The following is a 17,984-nucleotide window of genomic DNA, read 5'->3' as shown; positions in this document are numbered from 1 at the left end:
TCACGCACCAACGGCTTCGTCAGCCGGGACCTGTTCGGCTGCAAGCTCGTCTTCGGTGATCCAGCCGGCCTTGAGGCGGGCTGCCAGAACCATCTGCTCGGCGTCGGCGCGCGACACGCCGTGATTGGCGAGCACACCCGGGAATACCTTGGTCTCGCCGTCCTTGCGTTCCTTCCAGCCGGTCAGGTCGTCGGCGGCATAGCCGGCGAAATCCTCGATCGTCTTCACGCCATCCTCGCCGAGCGTCACCATCATGGCGGTGGTGACGCCAGGGATCTCGCGCAGTTCGTCGGTGACGCCCAGCGCCTTGCGCTTGTCGTCATGCTCGGCTTCGATCTTCTCCAGATATTCGCGGGCGCGGGTCTGGATCTCCGAAGCGGTGTCTTCGTCGAAACCGTCGATCGAGGCGATCTCGCCCGAATCGACGTAGGCAACTTCCTCGACGCTGGTGAAGCCTTCGGAGGCCAACACCTGGCCGACCATCTCGTCGACATCAAGGGCTTCCATGAACAGCGACGAGCGTTCGACGAATTCCTTCTGGCGGCGCTCAGACTCCTCGGCCTCGGTCAGGATGTCGATGTCCCAGCCGGTGAGCTGCGAGGCAAGACGCACGTTCTGGCCACGACGACCGATGGCAAGCGACAGCTGGTCATCGGGAACCACCACTTCGATGCGCTCGGCATCCTCGTCGAGCACGACCTTGGCGACTTCCGCCGGCTGCAGCGCGTTGACGATGAAGGAGGCAGCCGAAGGCGACCACGGGATGATGTCGATCTTTTCGCCCTGCAATTCGCCGACCACGGCCTGGACGCGGCTGCCGCGCATACCGACGCAGGCGCCGACCGGATCGATCGACGAGTCACGCGAAATGACGGCGATCTTAGCGCGCGAGCCTGGGTCGCGGGCGACCGACTTGATCTCGATGATGCCGTCATAGATTTCCGGCACTTCCATGGTGAAGAGCTTGGCCATGAACTGCGGATGGGTGCGCGACAGGAATATCTGCGGGCCGCGCTGTTCGCGGCGCACGTCGTAGACATAGGCGCGGACGCGGTCGCCGTACTTGTAGTTTTCACGCGGGATCAGCTCGTCGCGGCGGATAATCGCCTCGCCACGGCCGAGATCGACGATGACGTTGCCATATTCGACGCGCTTGACGGTGCCGTTGACGATCTCGCCGATGCGGTCCTTGTATTCGTCATACTGGCGGTCGCGCTCGGCCTCGCGCACTTTCTGCACGATGACCTGCTTGGCTGACTGGGCGGCGATGCGGCCGAAATCCATTGGCGGCAGCTGTTCGGCGATGAAGTCGCCAAGCTGGGCGTCCGGATTGCGCTCGCGGGCCGAGGAAATGGCGATCTGGGTGGCGTAGTCGTCGACCTTCTCGACCACTTCCATCAGCCGCTGCAGCTTCATCTCGCCGGTGTTGGCGTTGATGTCGGCGCGGATGTTGGTTTCCTGGCCGTAGCGCGAGCGCGCGGCCTTCTGGATCGCATCAGCCATGGCGGCAATGACGATCGACTTGTCGATCGACTTTTCACGCGCCACCGCGTCGGCGATCTGCAGCAGTTCAAGTCTGTTGGCGCTTACAACCATCTTATTTCTCCCGAGCTTGTTGCCGAGCTTTTAGGCCCGGCCGCTCATCATAGTTCCTGTTCGATTTCGTCTTCCGCGCCGCCTTCAGCACCTTCGGGTGCATCATCAGCTTCGCCGCGGCGTTTCTTGGCTTCCTTGCGTTCCCGGTTGTCCTTCGAAAGGGCATCGCGAATAAGGTCGTCGGTGAGGATCAGCCGCACATCGGCGATCGCGTCATAAGGAATGCGAACCGTCGGCTCTTCGCCGTAGGCGGCCTTGTCGCGCTCGAGCAGCATGTCGTCTTCGCCGGCTTCGGCGATCTTGCCCTTGAAGCGCTTGCGGTCGGCGACCGGCACCGAGGTTTCCATCTTCACCAGATGGCCGGTCCAGGTGACGAAATCCGACTTGCGTACCAGCGGCCGGTCGATGCCCGGCGACGACACTTCGAGATGATAGGCCTTCTCGATCGGGTCATCGACGTCGAGCGCCGGCGACACAGCGCGGCTGACCTCTTCGCAATCCTCGACGGTCATGGTGCCGTCCTCGCGTTCGGCCATGATCTGCAGCGTCAGGCCGTTCTGGCCCGACAGATGCACCCGCACGAGACGGAAGCCAATGCCTCGCAACACCGGCTGAACGATCAGCGCGATGCGCGCATCGATACCGCTTTCGCGGATGATGCGGTCGTCGGCTTCGCTTGCCGTTGCAGTCATGCGTTTCCTGTCGTTCTATGGGTCAGGATGATCGTCGTCCCGAACCATCTCTTTGCTGATGGCTGACCGGCAGGTAATAAAAAAGAGCGGGACCGGGTGGACCCACTCTTCGTCATACCGACCAAGAATTTGAGGCTGATATAGACGATCCCGGCCAGTGTTTCAAGTCTGTTGAGGGGCCGGGCAGAGTGCAGCCGGCGACGGCTGGCAGGATTGCGCGGGGCGCATGCCGGCTATGCGGTAACGGCCCTGTGATCCCGGATGTCACATCGCTATCTATGGTGCACTGCACAAATCAAAGATGAGCGCGCGGTGGCGCGCGAAAGGTCAAGACAATGAGCAACCGTACCGTGTTTTCCGCCATAGGCGACGCCTTTGCCCTGTTCGGCAGCGCCGTTGCCGCCTCGCGGGCCGTCGAAGCCGGCCGCAAGCCGCGCGCCAACGATCTGCGCCGGCTTGGCATGGACCCGACCGCTTTCGGCAAGATCGGCCGTTTCTGAAGCCAGACCGGCTGTCGATGCGGGACACTTTCCCGCATCGAACTATTTTCTGATGAAGGTGAGATAGGCCGGCCGTCGGCCCTCGCGAATGGCTTTCGCCTCGTAGCGTGTGCCCGGCCAGCCTTCATAGGGCCGATGCCAGTCGGCCCCATCTTGCGCCTGCCAGAGGAGCGCGCCATGCGCCCGGCAGTGCAACAAGGTCCAGTTCACATAGGTGTCGATGTCGGATGCGAAGCGGAATTTTCCGCCCGGCTTCAGCACGCGCGCGAACCGATCGAGGTTGAGCGGGCTGACAAAACGCCGCTTCCAGTGCTTTTTCTTCGGCCAGGGATCGGGGTAGAGCAGGTCGATGCCGTCGAGCGACGCCTGCGGCAACCAATCGAGCAGGCGCGTGGCGTCGTCGTCATAAACGCGAAGATTGGCAAGCGGCTTTTCCCGCACCGCCATCATCAGCTTGGCCATGCCGTTGACGAACGGCTCGACACCGATGAAGCCGGTCGCCGGTGCCTCCGTGGCACGGTGCAGCAGATGCTCACCGCCGCCGAAGCCGATTTCCAGCCGAACCGTTGAAACATCCGCTGAGAATAGCGCGCGCAATTCTGCCGGTGCCTGGACGGAGAGGTCGAGGCCATAGGCCCCAAGACCGCTTTCCAGCGCCGCCGCCTGCTGCGGGCGAATGGTCTTGCCGTGCCGGCGGCCGAAGAACCCTTCGGTCGCGCGGCTCCGCCTGTCCTGTGGATCCATGGCCTGGTCGCGCGCCGCGCTTAGATTGAGATGAGATTTGGGATTGAGATGAGATTTGGCTGAAATCTCATCTCAATCTAATCCTTTGTTGGAGCATGATCTTTTCCAAAAAACCGGTACCCACTGTTTGGAATCATGCCTAAGCAGCGATCGCGTCCTTGAGCGCCTTGGCCAGATCGGTCTTTTCCCAGGAGAAGGACCCGTCTCGGCCGGCCTTGCGGCCGAAATGGCCGTAGGACGAGGTCTTTGCGTAGATCGGCTTGTTGAGGTCGAGATGCCTGCGGATGCCGGATGGCGACAAATCCATCACCGTGCGCAGCGCTTCCTCGAGCTTGGCCTCGTCGACCTTGCCGGTGCCGTGCAGGTCGACATAGACCGACAGCGGCTGGGCAACGCCGATAGCGTAGGACAGCTGGATGGTGCAGCGGTCGGCGAGCTTGGCCGCCACCACATTTTTGGCGAGATAGCGCGCCGCGTAGGCGGCGGAGCGGTCGACCTTGGTGGTGTCCTTGCCGGAGAAGGCGCCGCCGCCGTGCGGGGCAGCACCACCGTAGGTGTCGACGATGATCTTGCGGCCGGTCAGGCCGGCGTCGCCGTCCGGCCCACCGATGACGAACTTGCCGGTCGGGTTGATGTACCACATGCAATCGTCGGCGATCTTGAGGTCGCCGAGCGCCTCACGGATGTAAGGCTCAACGACCTTGCGGACCTTCTTGGAATCCCAGGTCGCGTCGAGATGCTGCGTCGATAGCACGATCTGCGTCGCTTCGGCGGCTTTGCCATCGACATAGCGAACGGTGACCTGGCTCTTGGCGTCGGGTCCGAGCTTGCCGGCTTCGCCGTTGTTTTCGTGACGGGCAGCGGCGAGCAGTTCGAGAATCTTGTGGCTGTAATAGATCGGCGCCGGCATCAGGTCCGGGGTCTCGCGGCAGGCATAGCCGAACATGATCCCCTGGTCGCCGGCACCCTCTTCGCCCTGGCGGTCGGCGGCGTTGTCGACTCCCTGGCCGATATCGGGTGACTGGCCGTGCAGCAGAACCTCGATCTTTGCCGTCTTCCAGTGGAAGCCGGCCTGCTCGTAGCCGATTTCGCGGATCGCCTTGCGGGCGACCGACTTGAACTTGGCCGGGTTGACGACCGAATGCCCGGCGGCGTCCTTGAGGATGTTGCCGGCTTTGTCCCGCTTCAGCAGAGTATCGGGAACCCTTACTTCGCCGGCGATGACGACGCGGTTGGTGGTTGCGAGCGTCTCGCAGGCGACGCGAACTTTCCATGGGTCCATGCCGGTCTTCTTGGCCTCGCGATAGACCAGATCGACGATCTCGTCCGAGATGCGGTCACAGACTTTATCGGGATGACCCTCGGCCACGGATTCCGAGGTGAAGAAGTAGTTCTGCCGCGTCACGGGTGTCCCCTCTTGAAAAAAACGATCGGCAGGGCTGCCGATTTTGGCGCGCCACGTGTTAACGGTGCCGGGCGCCGCTCGTCAAGCGGTGCCGCGGTTCTGGCATGAGTGCCGCAGCAATATATCTTGTACCACCGGCGGCTTGGCGCCGCCGGCAGTCGAGCCTCTGGGCCACTCGTGCCCAGGGGATTACTGGGGCCAATGGGTCAATCGACCCACCGAATCACTCGGCATCTTCGGCAGAAAGGGACTTCACAAGGTCGATTATCCGGCGGCGCACCTTCACATCCGCGATCTTGACGAACGCGCGGTTGAGCTGAAGCCCTTCCGGACTGCCGCAGAATTCGACGGCGAAAGCCATCGAAGTGTCCTCGGCAAATCCTCTATTACCCACCGGCTCCTGCCCTGGCGCATCCTCGAAAAAGAAGGCGACAGGCACGCTGAGTATCGAGGCTATTGCCTGCAGACGGCTGGCGCCGACGCGGTTCGTTCCTTTTTCATATTTTTGGATCTGCTGAAACGTAATACCGAGATTTTCACCAAGCTTTTCCTGGCTCATTCCAAGCATATTGCGCCGAAGGCGGACGCGACTTCCGACATGGATGTCGATCGGATTCGGTTTCTTCTTGTTTTCTTCTGTCATTTTTTCCTCGCCGAATTTTTCCGGCCTTTTCTATTTTTCTCGCCCAAACGAAGCCGGAGCCAACTGCCCCAACAGAAACACCAACCGACTTAGAGAAAATTAGGCGGTAACAGTATGAGTTTCTAATGTGTCGACTGTCAATTCACCCGTAGCCGTTGCCTTACGTTCAAGCTGAGGGCGATTGCGGCAAACACCAACATGATCAGCATTCCGTTAATGCGCCGCCCCGCGGCGGAGATGAAGGCTTGGCCGGAGATCGGCACCCGCACGTCGATGGCGCCACGTGCATCGACCGCCAATGCGTCGACGATGCGTCCCCGCGTATCGACAACGGCGGAAATGCCGTTGTTGGCGGCGCGCAACAGCGGCAATCCGTTTTCCACCGCGCGAATCTGAGCCTGCCTGAAATGCTGGTACGGCCCGGGCGTGTCGCCGAACCATGCGTCGTTGGTGACGTTCACAATAAGCTGGGATGACGTTGCGTCAACAGCCACAAGATCAGGAAAGATCACCTCGTAGCAAATAAACGGCAAGGCGCTGATGCCGCCGGGCAAAGCGATCGGATGGCGCTCGTTGCCGGCGGCGAAATTCATCGGCCCGGCGACGAGCTGTCCGATGCCGAAGCGGCTGAGCAGACCGGAAAACGGCAGATACTCGCCGAACGGCACCAGATGGACCTTGTCGACGGCATCAGCGATTTCGCCCTTGTCATCGATCGCCACCACCGAATTGTAGTAGCGGCTGTCGGCATCCGCCCCCGATCCGCGCTCCTCGCGCACGACGCCGGCAATCAGCATCTGACCAGGCTGCAGCATGTCGCCGAGCGCGGTCAGCGCGTCCGGACGCTCGGTGAATAGGAACGGCACCGAGGTCTCCGGCCACAGGATAAGTTGCGGTTTGTCATGACCGGGATCGGGCGCTGCGGCCGACAGGCCCATCATCGTGGCGAAGATGCGGTCGCGCACCGAGGCGTCCCATTTTTCGCTGAGGTCGACATCCGGTTGCACGATACGGACATCGAGAGTGCGGGTTGTCGGCTTGTCGGGGGTCGCGAGCCTGACATAGCCGAAGCCGGCATGGGCGGCGACGAGAATGGCAAGCAGGACCACACCGAGACGGACATGCCGGCGTGCTGCAAGCAAGGCCGGCATGGCGAAGACAAAGACCGCCAGCGCGTTCATGCCGACCATGCCGGTCACCGACACGCTTTGCATCAACAGCGGCACGGGCATCGCCGCATAACCGACGTCATTCCAGGGAAAGCCGGTGAACAGGAAGCCGCGCAGCCATTCCGTCAGGCCAAAAGCAAAGGCAAGGGCGGCAATGCGGCCAATGTCGTTGGTCCATAACAGCCGCGCGACGACGGTGGCGAAGCCGTAGAAAAATGCCAGCGCCAAAGGAATGCCGACGACCGCGAAGGGTAAGGCCCAGGCGAAACTGTCGGCCTCGACCAGAAGCGCCTCACCGATCCACCACAGGCCGGCGAGGAAATAGCCGAAGCCGAACCACCAGCCGATGGCAAAAGCCGGCCGCAGGCGCCTGAGCCAGCCGTCGGAAGCCTCGCCGGTGGCGCCGTCGAGCAGCCAGACCAGCAGTGGAAACGAGACGAAACAGACGGCGAAGAAATCGTAAGGCGCCTGGGCGAGCACCGCCAGCGCCCCGGCAAGAAACGCCACCAGCGCGCGCCGCCAGCCCCAAAGCAGAATTATCCGGCCGGCAAGGCGCTCCATACAGACTTCCCAGGTCGCGCGAATCAGGAGCCAAGATTTATCAGATTTATTGAAACGCGAACCGGCCGATCGCTGCGCTATCGGTGCCATCCCTCGATGGTGAGCCCGCTCAGGTGCTCGGCCTCCTCGCGCGGCACCGTGCGCAAGGTCTGGGTGAAGGTCCAGACATGGCCTTCGGGGTCGCGCGCCCGATACTGCCGTTCGCCGTAGAAATGGTCGGCAGGCTCCTCGACGATTTGGGCTCCAGCCGCCATTGCCCGCTCACAATGCACGTCCAGGCCGTCTTTCAGACGCACACAGACCGACTGAGTGTTCTTGCCGCCGACGCTTACCGGACTGGCAATATGATCGGCCCATTCGGAATCGACGGTGATGTAGCCGTCGCCAAAGCGCATTTCGGCATGGACCAGCCGTCCGTCGGCGTCGCTGACCACCATGCTCGGCTCGAAGCCCGAAGGCCGTTTCGAGCCATTTCAATGCGGCTCGCGGGTCCTTGTAGAAGACACCCGAGCCAAAGGTTGAGTGCTTGAAGGGATCGTCGATCGTCATCAGCCGGGCAACGTTCTGTCCTAGGCCTGCTCCGTGCGGGGGGCGGTCACGCGGCGGCGACGCTCGCCCTTCTGGTTCTGGACGATGCGCACCCGCTTGACGCGGCGCGGATCGGCGTCGAGCACGTGGAATTCGAAGCCGGGGATGGCTTGCACAACCTCACCACGCGCGGGCACGCGACCGAGCGTGTTGAAAATCATGCCGCCGATCGTGTCGACATATTCACCATGCTCACCGGCGGTAAAGTCCTCGCCGATCATCTTGGCGACCTCGTCGATCTCGGCCTTGCCGTCGACGACGAACACGCCCTCGCCGGTCTGGGTGATCAGCGGCTCGTCCTCGTCATGCTCGTCCTCGATATCGCCGACGACCATCTCGACGATGTCTTCCAGCGAGGCGAGACCATCGGTGCCGCCATATTCGTCGATGACCAGCGCCATCTGGGTTCGCGTCGTCTGCATATGGCCCATCAGGTCGGAGGCAAGCATCGAGGGCGGCACGAACAGCACCGGGCGGATCAGATTGAGGTCGCCGATGGTGCGGCCGAGATCGACCTGGGCGAGGTCGAGAAGCGTCGTTGCCGGCGTCTTCCTGGATGTTCTGCCCTTCTTGACCCGGGCGACCTTGGTGATGTGGGCCAGCACGTCGCGGATGTGAACCATGCCGCGCGGATCGTCGAGCGTCTCGGAATAGACCGGCATGCGGGAATGGCCGGACTGCTCGAACAGACCGAGCAGATCGCCCAACGTCGTGGTGATCTCGACGGCCTCAATATCGGCGCGCGGCACCATGACGTCCTCGACGCGTACCTCGCGCAGGCGCAATATGTTGTTGAGCATGGCGCGTTCGCCAGGTGAGAAAGACCCGGCATCGCTGGTCGTTTCGGCAAGCGCGCCGGCGATTTCCTCGCGCAGGCTGGTGCCGTTCCGCTGCCTGAAAAGGCCCAAGACGCGGTCGAACAGGGACGGACCGGCAGGCGATGGCTCGCTGGCAATACTACCAGAAGCGGGGCTGCCGGAACTGGGACTCGGACTCGATCCCTCTTCCGTCGTATCGGAAGGCTTTGTCGCACTGCCAGCCTCGGGGCGGGCGGCAGTTTCTGGTTTGTCGTTCATCGTCGTCCGGTCAATTGGTCTTTTGTCATTACGTGTAGGGATCGGGAATGGCAAGCCTTGCGAGCGCTGAGCGCTCGATGGCTTCCATCTCCTCGGCCTCTGCATCGGTCTCGTGATCGTAGCCCAGTAAATGCAGCAGGCCGTGGATGACGAGATGGGTGATATGGTTCTCGAAGGGCTTGTCTTCCAGGGCTGCTTCGCGCGCCACCGTCTCGGCGGCGAGCACGATGTCACCCAGCATCGGCGGCAGCTTGCCACCCCTGGGGAACGGAAAAGCCGGGAAAGACAAGACGTTGGTCGCCTTGTCCTTGCCGCGCCAGCCGGCATTGAGGGTACGGATATGGGCATCGTCGGAAAAGACGATGCTGAGTTCGGAAGGACCGGCGGCAGCAGTTTCGGCAAAGGCAGCCGACACGGCGCGATCGACCAGACGCGTCAGCGCCGCCTCATCGGGCCAGTCGCCGGCTTGGACCGACATATCGATCTCGACTGGAACCGAACTATCCCCGCCGCCAGGTCTTATGTCTTCAGGCATGAGCCCGCATCGTCACATCAGTTCTCGGAGCCGAGGCCGCGCGCCAGCTTGGCGTCGCGGTCATAGGCCCTGACGATTTCGGCCACCAGCGGGTGGCGCACAACGTCGACATCGTTGAAGCGCACGGTTACCGCGCCGGCCACGCCGTCAAGGACACGCAAGGCTTCGACGAGGCCCGACTTGGTGCTTGGAGGCAGATCGATCTGCGTCGGATCGCCGGTGACGATCATGCGCGAATTCTCGCCGAGGCGGGTCAAAAACATCTTCATCTGCATCGGCGTGGTGTTCTGCGCCTCGTCGAGGATGACGGCGGCATGCGCCAGCGTGCGGCCGCGCATGAAGGCCAGCGGCGCGATTTCGATGACCTCGGCAGCGATAGCACGCTCGACCTTGTCGGCCGGCATCATGTCGTAGAGCGCGTCATAGAGGGGCCGCAGGTACGGATCGACCTTTTCCTTCATATCGCCGGGCAGAAAACCCAGCCGCTCGCCGGCCTCGACCGCTGGCCGTGACAGGATGATGCGCTCGACCATGCCGCGTTCGAGCAGCATCGCCGCATGCGCCACCGCCAGATAGGTCTTGCCGGTGCCGGCGGGGCCAATGCCGAAGACAAGTTCCGAACGCTCCAGTGCCCGCATATAGGCGTCCTGATTGAGCGAACGGGCATAGATCGTCTTCTTGCGGGTGGAGATCTGGGCGGCCGAGACTTTGCCCTTGCGTTCCAGCGTCGGCAGCGTCAGTTGGTCGTCGGCGGCAATCGCCATGCGCACGGCGCCATCAACGTCGGACTGGCCGATATCGGTGCCCTTCTGGAGAATGCCGTAGAGATTGTCGAGCGCGCGGCGCGCCTGTTCGGCCGCCGAGGCCGAGCCCTTGATGGTCAACTGGTTGCCGCGCGAGCGGATGTCGACGCCGAGCTTCTGCTCAAGCCGGGCCAGGTTCTCGTCGAACTGGCCGTACAGGGCGCTGGCAAGCTTGTTGTTGTCGAAAGTCAGAACGATGTGCGCGATGTCAGAGGCCCCGGATGTCTGGTTCTGGGGCAGAGTCTTCACTTCAGCAGCGCTCAACCGTCTCTCCTCATCTGCCGAGGCCATCAAGCCAACTCGGCGAACAGGCTATTGTAGCCCGTCTTCGTGATTCGCACCCGGATAATGTCACCGATTTCGCCGGCCTTTTCATCAACAATAACCGGCTGCAGCCAGGGCGAGCGGCCGACCTTCTGGCCGGCCTGACGGCCGGGCTTCTCGATCAGCGTGTCGATGGTGCAGCCGACCAGGCTCAGGCCGAAATCCTGCTGTTGTTTCAGCAGCAGCGCCTGCAGGCGTTGCAGGCGCTCGTCCTTGACCGCTTCCGGCACCTGATCGGGCATATCGGCGCCCGGCGTGCCGGGACGCGGCGAATATTTGAACGAGAAGGCCGAGGCGTAGTTCACCTGTCGCACCAGACCCATCGTGGCCTCGAAATCTGCATCGGTCTCGCCGGGGAAGCCGACGATGAAGTCACCGGACAGCGCGATGTCGCCGCGTGCAGCGCGGATGCGCTCGAGCAGCGCCAGATAGTCCTTGGCCGTATGCCTGCGGTTCATCGCCTTGAGGATGCGGTCTGACCCGGATTGCACCGGCAGGTGCAGATAAGGCATCAAAGCCGGGAGATCGCGATGGGCAGCGATCAATTCGTCGTCCATGTCGCGCGGATGGCTGGTGGTGTAGCGCAGCCGCGCCAGGCCGGGAATTTCGGCCAGCCGGAACAGCAGGCGACCAAGCCCCCATTCCATGCCATCCTCACCCTTGCCGTGCCATGCATTGACGTTCTGCCCCAGCAGCGTCACCTCGCGCACACCGGCATCGGCCAGCCGCTCGGCTTCGGCGACGATCTGCGCCACCGGCCGCGACACTTCCGAGCCCCTGGTATAGGGCACGACGCAGAAGGTGCAGAATTTGTCGCAGCCTTCCTGCACCGTGAGGAAGGCGGTGACGCCGCGCTTGATCATTTCGGCGCGCTTCGGCTGCGGCAGATGCTCGAACTTGTCCTCGATGGCGTATTCGGTCTCGACGATCTTCTCGCCGCCACGCACCCGGGCCAGCACATCGGGCAGCCGGTGATAGGTCTGCGGGCCGATGACCAGATCGACAGCAGGCGAACGGCGGATGATTTCCGCGCCTTCGGCCTGCGCGACGCAACCGGCGACGCCGATCAGCATTTCGCGCCCAACTGCTGCGCGTTCAGCCTTCATGTCGCGGATGCGGCCGAGCTCGGAATAGACCTTTTCCGCCGCCTTCTCCCTGATATGGCAGGTGTTGAGCAGCACCAGGTCGGCGTCGGCGATGACATCGGTTGCGGTGTAGCCGTCGGCGGCCAGCGCATCGGTCATGCGCTGTGAGTCATAGACATTCATCTGGCAGCCATAGGTCTTGACGAAGACCTTTTTGGCCGGGGCGGACGCCGCAGCAGCGCTTTGCGAGGCGCTGTCGGTTTCGTTCCGCTCTATCGTGTTCAAATCCATCCGGCGGCTTCTAACGCCTTTCCGTGACAAAAAACAGACGATTCTCGGGCATCGGCCTGTAGGCGCCCGGCCTGCGCTAGCGGCTCGGTCGGGGATCGGCGAGCGCGGCCTGCATCATGGCGCGCACCTTGCTTTCCATCATCCTCGACGTTTCCTTGCGGTTCGAGCCCTTGGAAAAGGCGATGGGCTCGCCGAAATGCACCTCGACGTCAATGGCGCCTTCGGCCATCAGCACCTTGAGATGCGGCATCAGGTCCTGATCGCCGATCCAGGCAGCGAGCGGCCGGTGGCGACGGCCGAGAGGCACGCCGTGCACCCGCGTGTAGGCAATCGCCAGCGGCTGGATGAAGACCTGCTCGGCCGCGCCTTCCGAAATCGCCATCGAGGCGGCGCCGAACAAGGTGCTCTTGAACGGCAGGATGGTGTTGCCGTCGCCGGTAGAGCCCTCGGCAAACAGCACCATGGCGTCGCCCTTGGCCATGCGGCTGGCGATCTCGCTGGCCTGGTCGCCAGCTGTCCGCTTACGCTCGCGTTCGATGAAGACCGTACGCTGCAGTTTCGACAGCCAGCCGATCAGCGGCCATCCCTCCATGTCCGCCCGAGCGATGAAGGTTACATCGGCAAAGGAGGCCAGCACCATGATGTCGGTCCAGGAGATATGGTTCGAGGCGACCAGCAGCGGGCGCTGGCTGGACAGCGCACCTTTGACATGGATGCGCAGGCCGAGCGTCCGGACGATGAGGCTGTGCCAGGCCTTCAGAATGACCGTCTCGCGCCAGATTCCAGTCTTCATCGACAGCAGCTGCAAAGGCACAAGGACCAGCGAACCGACGACAACGAGGCTCAGCGCCAGGAAAATCCTGATTTTTCCGATCATGCAGCTTGGCCCTGCCCCAAAACTTTGGCTAGCGAAGATCGCGGCGCATGACAAGCGCGCCGGTAGGACCATGTTCGGTCGAGCGGTAATAATTGGCGCGGTGGCCGACCTGGCGGAAGCCCAGCCGCCGGTAGAGGGCGATGGCAGCGACATTGGTCTCGTCGACCTCAAGGAACAGCGCCTCGGCGCGCTGCGCATGCAATTCGCGCAGCACGGCGTCCATCAATTGCCAGCCGAGCCCCTGGCGGCGATGCGAGCGCGACACCGCCACGGTCAGAATCTCGCCCTCGCCGGCTGCAAGCCTGGCCAGCACGAAGCCGACCGGCGGCTTGGCGCCCTGGCCGATTTCGCGCGCGGCATAGCCGAACACGGTTTCCTGTTCGAGCAACGCGGCGAACTCGCCATCGGTCCAGGGCCGGACGAAATCCTCGCGGTGCAGCACCGACGCTGCCGGGCTGTCGGCGATGGTCAGCGGCTCGAGCGCATAGTCCCTGCGGCGCGGCTGGAGGAAAGGGATGCGCATCACTTTTCCTGCCTCAACAGGATGAACCCGGCCTGCGCCTTGGCATCGGCGCCGCGCAGATAGAGTGGCTTCGGCTTGTCGCCCTCGCCTTTTGCAGAGGCGAGCCGGGCGTAGACGGCAATGTCGGCGGTGGCAGCCGTCGGGCCGATATCGAAATCGCGACCGGCCGCGGCTGCGATCTGCACGGCGGCCGTGCCGGCAAGCACCGGACGATTGTCCGCCGCCATTCCCGCGGCTTGCGCAAGTGTGGTCACCGCCGGACCATAGCGCAAAATCGCTTCCGCATCGTAAAGCGCGGCATGGATTTCCTCGCGGCCGGCATCGAGAGCGGCCAGGACCGGGCGGCCGGGAAATGCCGCCCTCGCCTCGGCCGCCAGCGCCTCCAGTGTCGTTACCCCGATCGCCGGGATCTTCAGCGCCAGCGCCAGGCCGCGCGCCGCCGAGACGCCCACCCGCAGGCCGGTGAAGGAACCCGGACCGATGGAGACCGCAACGGCGCCAAGGCCGGCATAATCGGTGCCGTCCGCTTTCAACGCTTCGTCAATGACAGCCATCAAGTGTTCGGCGTGGCCTTTGCCGAGATCGAGTACCGAGCGGCCGAGCTCTCTGCCGCCCGATGCGTCATAGACGCAAGCGGCGCAGAGATTGGCGGCACAGTCGATGGCGAGCAGTTTCATGGGCGACCGGTTCGAAAAACAGTCTCCCTCTGCCCGCCACGGCGCGCCGCCGCAAGAGCCAGCGCGTAAATTGTTAAGCGGCTTCGCTTCGGTGCAGGCCGGACGGCTTACGCCGCCGGCGCGATGCGCAGCATGTGGTTGTCCCAGACATAGTCGGGCTCGGAGCGCGTCGCGCCGCTGCCTTCGATGATTTCGCCGGCACCCGTGGTTGCCATGAAGCCCGGGCCGTCGGGCGCCAGGCCGCAGACCTCGACCAGCGCCTTGGTGGCGACGATCTTGCCGCTGGCGGCGTCGATGACGGCCAGCGAATTGCCTTCCGGCGAAGACACCGCGACCGTGCCGGCAATCGGGTTGGCGGCGACCGAGCCGATGTAATTCCGGAAGCCGGATAGCACGTCCTGCGGCATGTCGAGCAGCTGCAGCCCCTTGCCGCGCGTGGCGCGGCCGACCAGCGGTGGCCGCTCGGTGCCCGGCCCGCGGTACTGGCAGCCGAACCAGATGGTGCCTGTGGGGTCGGCATCCATGTGGCGAATCGACAGCTGGTGCAGAGCCGGCGGCAGTTCGTGCTTTTCGATGAGATCGCCGGTTGTGCGATCGACCAGCACATAGGACGGCTTCATGGTGGCGATGTTGAGCTCGGCGCGGCCATAGTCGGGATGGGTCTCGATGCCGCCATTGGCGATGGCGATCGTCCGGCCGTCTCCGAGCAGCAAGAGCTCATGCGGCCCCATGCCATAGGTCGGAAACTCGCCGATGCGGCTGAACTTGGCCCGTGCGTCGTAGATCCCGACGACGCCGGCGGCATTGTCGAAGTCATTCTCGGTGGCGTAGAGCAGCGCGCCGTCTGCGGAAAACACGCCGTGGCCGAAGAAATGCCGACCGGTGATGCTGGCGATGGTCAGCGGCGGCTCGCGGCCGGCATGGTCGAAGACCACGGCGAAGGTGCCGGGTTGCCGGGCGAAGACCACGGAGCGCTTCGAGACCGGATCGAAGGTGACGTCGTGGCCACGGTCGGGCAGGTCGATCGCATGCAATACTTTTCCGGCTTCCGACAACACAGCGGCGCCAAAGCTGCCGTCGCGCTTGACGAAGGCGGTGGCAAAGACGGCATCGGCGGCAAGCGTGTCCGCCCAGGCCCGCGGCGCCGTTGACGCGACGAAGCCGGCGCCGGCAGCCCTGAGAAAATCGCGGCGGTCCATCAGCGGCGTGCGTGTCGCAACCATTGGTCAGTCCCCGTCCAGTGACGAAAAGCCGGCGGTCAGGCCGAACTCGGCGGTTAGCCGGGTGCCGATCAAGCCCGACAGGCTGGAGGTGATCAGCGCGAAATGTTCGAGTTTTCCGCGCTCCGCGGGATCGGCGAGCGTCTTGTCGATCCGACCCTGGATGGATTTGGCAGTGGCAACGCCATTGATGAGCTGGATATGGATGGATTCCGCCATCCATCTGCTATCCTCGGGCAGCGCGTCGCCGAGCTTCGAGGCCTGGAACAGCGCAACAATGCCGGAGAGGTTGCCGGCTAATGAAAGGCCGGTGTTTTGCGAGCGCCAGTAGATCGCTTGCCTCGGCTTGTCACCCTGCGGTTTGGCGCCGAGAAAACCTTTGAGGCGCACGTCGCGGACCATTTCCAGCTCGTTGATGAAGACGCCGACCAGTTCGGTCACCGCTTCGGTGCCGTCGCGGTAAAGCGCATTGTCGGGTCCGGGATTAGCCCACAAGGCTGCAAAACCGTCCGGTTTTTTCCAGGCCGCGTCGACATCGGCCGCCATGGTCTCGATGTTCTTGGCGACTGCCGCGCCATAGGCGCAGCGATAGGGCTCGTCCTTGCCGACGAGCGTCTCGGCGCCGTCGCCGTAAAGCACGAACTCAAGCGCCCCTAATCCCTGCATCGCGACACTCTTGCCCGCCAGCTGCGCCGGATCGGTGGCGGTCGGATCCTTGCCGGCCAGCGCCGCCTGCACCTGCTTCAGGCCGATGCTCTTTCGGTCCGGCCAGTAGAGCATGCGCTCCAGCCGGTTGTTCTCCTTGATTGGCCCGAAGCCGATGATTTCAGCCGACGACCAGGCTGCGACCGTGGCCGAGAATCCGGCATGCGCGGCATCGAGGTTGCCCTGCGACGGCGCCTGGCAGAGCGCGTCCATGGCCTTCGCCAAGGTGCCGGCATGGCCATGCAGGCTGGCATAGGCGGGGCGGACAAATCCGTCGATCGCTCTTTGAATGACATCGGAGGCTTTCACCGAGGCCGATGCCGGGGACGCACCGAAAAGAGCCAATGGGAGGAGTAGAACAGGCAAAACCCGCTTGAGCATCAGAATGACTCCAGGAATTTGATGAGAGCATCGCGGTCGGCCGTATTGGCGGCGGCAAAGCGATCGCGCGCTTTCTGCCCCTCGCCGCCATGCCACAGGATCGCTTCGGCAAGCGTGCGCGCACGCCCATCATGCAGGAAGAAAGCGTTGCCGTTGACCGTCCCGGTCAGGCCGATGCCCCATAGCGGCGGGGTGCGCCATTCGCTTCCCGTGGCATCGCCCACCGCCTGGCCGTCGGCAAGGCCAGGCCCCATGTCGTGCAGCAGAAAGTCGGAATAGGGCCAGATCAGTTGGAACGCCTGCGCCTTGTTCCCGCGCATGGTGACGAATTTCGGCGTATGGCAGGCAATGCAGCCCATCTCGTAGAACAGCTTCTTGCCGGCGAGCACGGCGGGTGCGCCGACATCGCGCCGCGCCGGCACCGCAAGGTTCTGCGAATAGAAGGTGACGAGGTCCATCACCGGTGGTGGCGCCTCGATCGGGCCAAGCCGCTTCTGCACGCCGTTCGGCATGTCGAGGCAGGCCTTTTCAGCCGCGGTGCAATCGCCCCAGTGACTGGGCTCTTCCGGCGTCGAAATGCCGATATCGCCGGCAAAGGCGTCCGCCGCCTGCTGGCGGATCGACGCGGTCTGGGCCTTCCAACCGAAGCGGCCAAGCGTCAATTGCCCACTGCTGAGGTCACGCACCATGTTGGGCTTGCCGGAAATGCCGTCGCGGTCGCCGGGATCGGCATGGGCAAGGATGTCGGCCGGCGCGATCTGTTCGATCAGGCCAAGGCCGATCATTGGCGGCGTCAGGCGCGGCGACAGCGTGGTGCGCGAGTCAAGCGGGCCGTAGCCAAGCCCGTCGACCGAATAGCTCGGCTTGCGCAGCCAAACCACGCTGCCGTCGCCGAGCGTGACCTTTTCCTCGCGATAATGGACATACATGCGGCCTTCGCCCTTGAGGCCGGGCACCGCCAGTTCCTGCAACTGCGTGCCGTAGACCGGATCGGGGAAGTTCAGCACCTTGTGCGCGGCGATCTCGGCCTTTTCCTCGGCCGTGCTCGCATCGCGCGCCAGCCGCAGGAACATCGACGTGGTGCGGCTGTCGGCGGCCGGCGGGCGGCCGCGGCCATCCTTCAAATGGCAATTCTGGCAGGCGCGCTCGTTGAACAGGGGTCCGAGACCGTCCGAGGCCTGGGTCGAGGATGGCGACGACACCCAGTTCTTGCGGAAAAGCGCATTGCCGAGCTTGAAATTGCCCAATTCCTCGAAGGTGATGTTTTCAGACGGTTGCGAGAAGGCGTCGCGGTCGACCTGCTTGCGCGACGTGCCGGCGCCGCCTTGCATCGTTTCGAAGGATTCGGGCTTGGAGAAATCCTGGGTTGGCCTGGTAACGGCAAGGACGCGGGACCGGTCCTTCGGCGTCAGGTCGGTGCGGCTCGTGGCGAGACCGACCGGTTCCGACGATCCGGCCAGGGCCGGGGCCAAAATTGCCGCCAGGATTACAACCAAAAGCCCACGAAACGCCTGGCATCGCGGGTTTTTGAGGAGCAGCGGGCCGATAGCCCGCCCCAAGCGGCGCAGAATATCTAGGGGGCGCCGCAT

General features: G+C 63.6%; 17 protein-coding genes and 1 pseudogene. 1 reads left to right on the top strand and 17 read right to left on the bottom strand.

Features of this window, described 5'->3' with window-relative positions; translation table 11 throughout:
* Nucleotides 1-1,596, bottom strand: a complete 1,596-nt coding sequence (gene nusA, locus NKI31_RS09100; protein WP_023669555.1) for a transcription termination factor NusA — start codon at nucleotides 1,594-1,596, stop codon at nucleotides 1-3.
* Nucleotides 1,597-1,643: 47 nt separating this feature from the next.
* Nucleotides 1,644-2,288, bottom strand: coding sequence for a ribosome maturation factor RimP (rimP, locus tag NKI31_RS09095; protein ID WP_023669554.1), 645 nt, complete (start codon nucleotides 2,286-2,288; stop codon nucleotides 1,644-1,646).
* Between the two features lie 335 nt (nucleotides 2,289-2,623).
* On the opposite strand from rimP, the gene NKI31_RS09090 reads away from it, so the two are divergent.
* Complete coding sequence (locus NKI31_RS09090; protein WP_023669553.1) at nucleotides 2,624-2,788, top strand: hypothetical protein; 165 nt, start codon at nucleotides 2,624-2,626, stop codon at nucleotides 2,786-2,788.
* Nucleotides 2,789-2,830: 42 nt separating this feature from the next.
* Here the strand turns inward: NKI31_RS09090 and trmB are convergent, their stop codons facing one another.
* The 15 genes and pseudogenes from trmB to NKI31_RS09015 form a co-directional block, all read right to left on the bottom strand.
* Nucleotides 2,831-3,532, bottom strand: coding sequence for a tRNA (guanine(46)-N(7))-methyltransferase TrmB (trmB, locus tag NKI31_RS09085; protein WP_023823757.1), 702 nt, complete (start codon nucleotides 3,530-3,532; stop codon nucleotides 2,831-2,833).
* A gap of 139 nt (nucleotides 3,533-3,671) precedes the next feature.
* A complete protein-coding gene (gene metK, locus NKI31_RS09080) occupies nucleotides 3,672-4,937 on the bottom strand; it encodes a methionine adenosyltransferase (protein WP_023669551.1) in 1,266 nt (421 codons plus the stop codon).
* A gap of 223 nt (nucleotides 4,938-5,160) precedes the next feature.
* Nucleotides 5,161-5,580, bottom strand: coding sequence for a helix-turn-helix domain-containing protein (locus NKI31_RS09075; protein WP_023669550.1), 420 nt, complete (start codon nucleotides 5,578-5,580; stop codon nucleotides 5,161-5,163).
* Nucleotides 5,581-5,717: 137 nt separating this feature from the next.
* On the bottom strand, nucleotides 5,718-7,310 hold the full coding sequence (gene lnt / locus NKI31_RS09070; RefSeq protein ID WP_352651278.1) for an apolipoprotein N-acyltransferase: 1,593 nt from the start codon (nucleotides 7,308-7,310) through the stop codon (nucleotides 5,718-5,720).
* Between the two features lie 77 nt (nucleotides 7,311-7,387).
* Nucleotides 7,388-7,859 (bottom strand): annotated as a pseudogene (locus NKI31_RS09065) (VOC family protein).
* A gap of 20 nt (nucleotides 7,860-7,879) precedes the next feature.
* A complete protein-coding gene (locus NKI31_RS09060; protein ID WP_023682011.1) occupies nucleotides 7,880-8,974 on the bottom strand; it encodes a hemolysin family protein in 1,095 nt (364 codons plus the stop codon).
* 28 nt (nucleotides 8,975-9,002) lie between these two features.
* Entirely contained in the window at nucleotides 9,003-9,509 is a 507-nt protein-coding gene (gene ybeY, locus NKI31_RS09055) for an rRNA maturation RNase YbeY (protein ID WP_352651276.1), read from the bottom strand.
* 17 nt (nucleotides 9,510-9,526) lie between these two features.
* Nucleotides 9,527-10,603 carry a PhoH family protein gene (locus NKI31_RS09050; protein WP_352651274.1) on the bottom strand — a complete coding sequence of 359 codons (1,077 nt, stop codon included), beginning with the start codon at nucleotides 10,601-10,603 and terminating at the stop codon, nucleotides 9,527-9,529.
* A complete protein-coding gene (miaB, locus tag NKI31_RS09045) occupies nucleotides 10,603-12,012 on the bottom strand; it encodes a tRNA (N6-isopentenyl adenosine(37)-C2)-methylthiotransferase MiaB (protein WP_352651272.1) in 1,410 nt (469 codons plus the stop codon). The genes NKI31_RS09050 and miaB overlap by 1 nt, the downstream gene beginning before the upstream one ends.
* A 76-nt stretch (nucleotides 12,013-12,088) precedes the next feature.
* Complete coding sequence (gene olsA / locus NKI31_RS09040; RefSeq protein WP_352651270.1) at nucleotides 12,089-12,889, bottom strand: lyso-ornithine lipid O-acyltransferase; 801 nt, start codon at nucleotides 12,887-12,889, stop codon at nucleotides 12,089-12,091.
* A gap of 28 nt (nucleotides 12,890-12,917) precedes the next feature.
* Nucleotides 12,918-13,412 carry a ribosomal protein S18-alanine N-acetyltransferase gene (gene rimI, locus NKI31_RS09035; RefSeq protein WP_352651268.1) on the bottom strand — a complete coding sequence of 165 codons (495 nt, stop codon included), beginning with the start codon at nucleotides 13,410-13,412 and terminating at the stop codon, nucleotides 12,918-12,920.
* Nucleotides 13,412-14,089 (bottom strand): tRNA (adenosine(37)-N6)-threonylcarbamoyltransferase complex dimerization subunit type 1 TsaB, encoded by a 678-nt coding sequence (gene tsaB, locus NKI31_RS09030; protein WP_352651266.1) that lies wholly within the window; start codon nucleotides 14,087-14,089, stop codon nucleotides 13,412-13,414. Before tsaB ends, rimI begins: the two co-directional genes overlap by 1 nt.
* A 107-nt stretch (nucleotides 14,090-14,196) precedes the next feature.
* Nucleotides 14,197-15,312, bottom strand: coding sequence for a DUF1513 domain-containing protein (locus NKI31_RS09025; RefSeq protein ID WP_352651264.1), 1,116 nt, complete (start codon nucleotides 15,310-15,312; stop codon nucleotides 14,197-14,199).
* 3 nt (nucleotides 15,313-15,315) lie between these two features.
* Nucleotides 15,316-16,395: an imelysin family protein gene (locus tag NKI31_RS09020; RefSeq protein ID WP_352651262.1), complete on the bottom strand. Its 1,080-nt coding sequence runs from the start codon at nucleotides 16,393-16,395 to the stop codon at nucleotides 15,316-15,318.
* Nucleotides 16,395-17,984, bottom strand: coding sequence for a di-heme oxidoreductase family protein (locus NKI31_RS09015; protein WP_352651260.1), 1,590 nt, complete (start codon nucleotides 17,982-17,984; stop codon nucleotides 16,395-16,397). Before NKI31_RS09015 ends, NKI31_RS09020 begins: the two co-directional genes overlap by 1 nt.

The organism is Mesorhizobium sp. M0659 (assembly GCF_040320605.1).
Classification (GTDB): Bacteria; Pseudomonadota; Alphaproteobacteria; order Rhizobiales; family Rhizobiaceae; genus Mesorhizobium.
Note: the sequence above shows the minus strand (reverse complement) of the source record. Positions and strands in the feature narration are given on the sequence as shown.

Coding starts and splice junctions, on each gene's coding strand:
- NKI31_RS09025 (WP_352651264.1), bottom strand. CDS start 15,312: ATGGTTGCGACACGCACGCCGCTGATGGACCGCCGCGATTTTCTCAGG.
- nusA (WP_023669555.1), bottom strand. CDS start 1,596: ATGGTTGTAAGCGCCAACAGACTTGAACTGCTGCAGATCGCCGACGCG.
- miaB (WP_352651272.1), bottom strand. CDS start 12,012: ATGGATTTGAACACGATAGAGCGGAACGAAACCGACAGCGCCTCGCAA.
- olsA (WP_352651270.1), bottom strand. CDS start 12,889: ATGATCGGAAAAATCAGGATTTTCCTGGCGCTGAGCCTCGTTGTCGTC.
- NKI31_RS09020 (WP_352651262.1), bottom strand. CDS start 16,395: ATGCTCAAGCGGGTTTTGCCTGTTCTACTCCTCCCATTGGCTCTTTTC.
- NKI31_RS09090 (WP_023669553.1), top strand. CDS start 2,624: ATGAGCAACCGTACCGTGTTTTCCGCCATAGGCGACGCCTTTGCCCTG.
- NKI31_RS09075 (WP_023669550.1), bottom strand. CDS start 5,580: ATGACAGAAGAAAACAAGAAGAAACCGAATCCGATCGACATCCATGTC.
- rimP (WP_023669554.1), bottom strand. CDS start 2,288: ATGACTGCAACGGCAAGCGAAGCCGACGACCGCATCATCCGCGAAAGC.
- lnt (WP_352651278.1), bottom strand. CDS start 7,310: ATGGAGCGCCTTGCCGGCCGGATAATTCTGCTTTGGGGCTGGCGGCGC.
- NKI31_RS09015 (WP_352651260.1), bottom strand. CDS start 17,984: ATGCGGCGCCCCCTAGATATTCTGCGCCGCTTGGGGCGGGCTATCGGC.
- NKI31_RS09050 (WP_352651274.1), bottom strand. CDS start 10,603: ATGGCCTCGGCAGATGAGGAGAGACGGTTGAGCGCTGCTGAAGTGAAG.
- ybeY (WP_352651276.1), bottom strand. CDS start 9,509: ATGCCTGAAGACATAAGACCTGGCGGCGGGGATAGTTCGGTTCCAGTC.
- rimI (WP_352651268.1), bottom strand. CDS start 13,412: ATGCGCATCCCTTTCCTCCAGCCGCGCCGCAGGGACTATGCGCTCGAG.
- tsaB (WP_352651266.1), bottom strand. CDS start 14,089: ATGAAACTGCTCGCCATCGACTGTGCCGCCAATCTCTGCGCCGCTTGC.
- trmB (WP_023823757.1), bottom strand. CDS start 3,532: ATGGATCCACAGGACAGGCGGAGCCGCGCGACCGAAGGGTTCTTCGGC.
- NKI31_RS09060 (WP_023682011.1), bottom strand. CDS start 8,974: ATGAACGACAAACCAGAAACTGCCGCCCGCCCCGAGGCTGGCAGTGCG.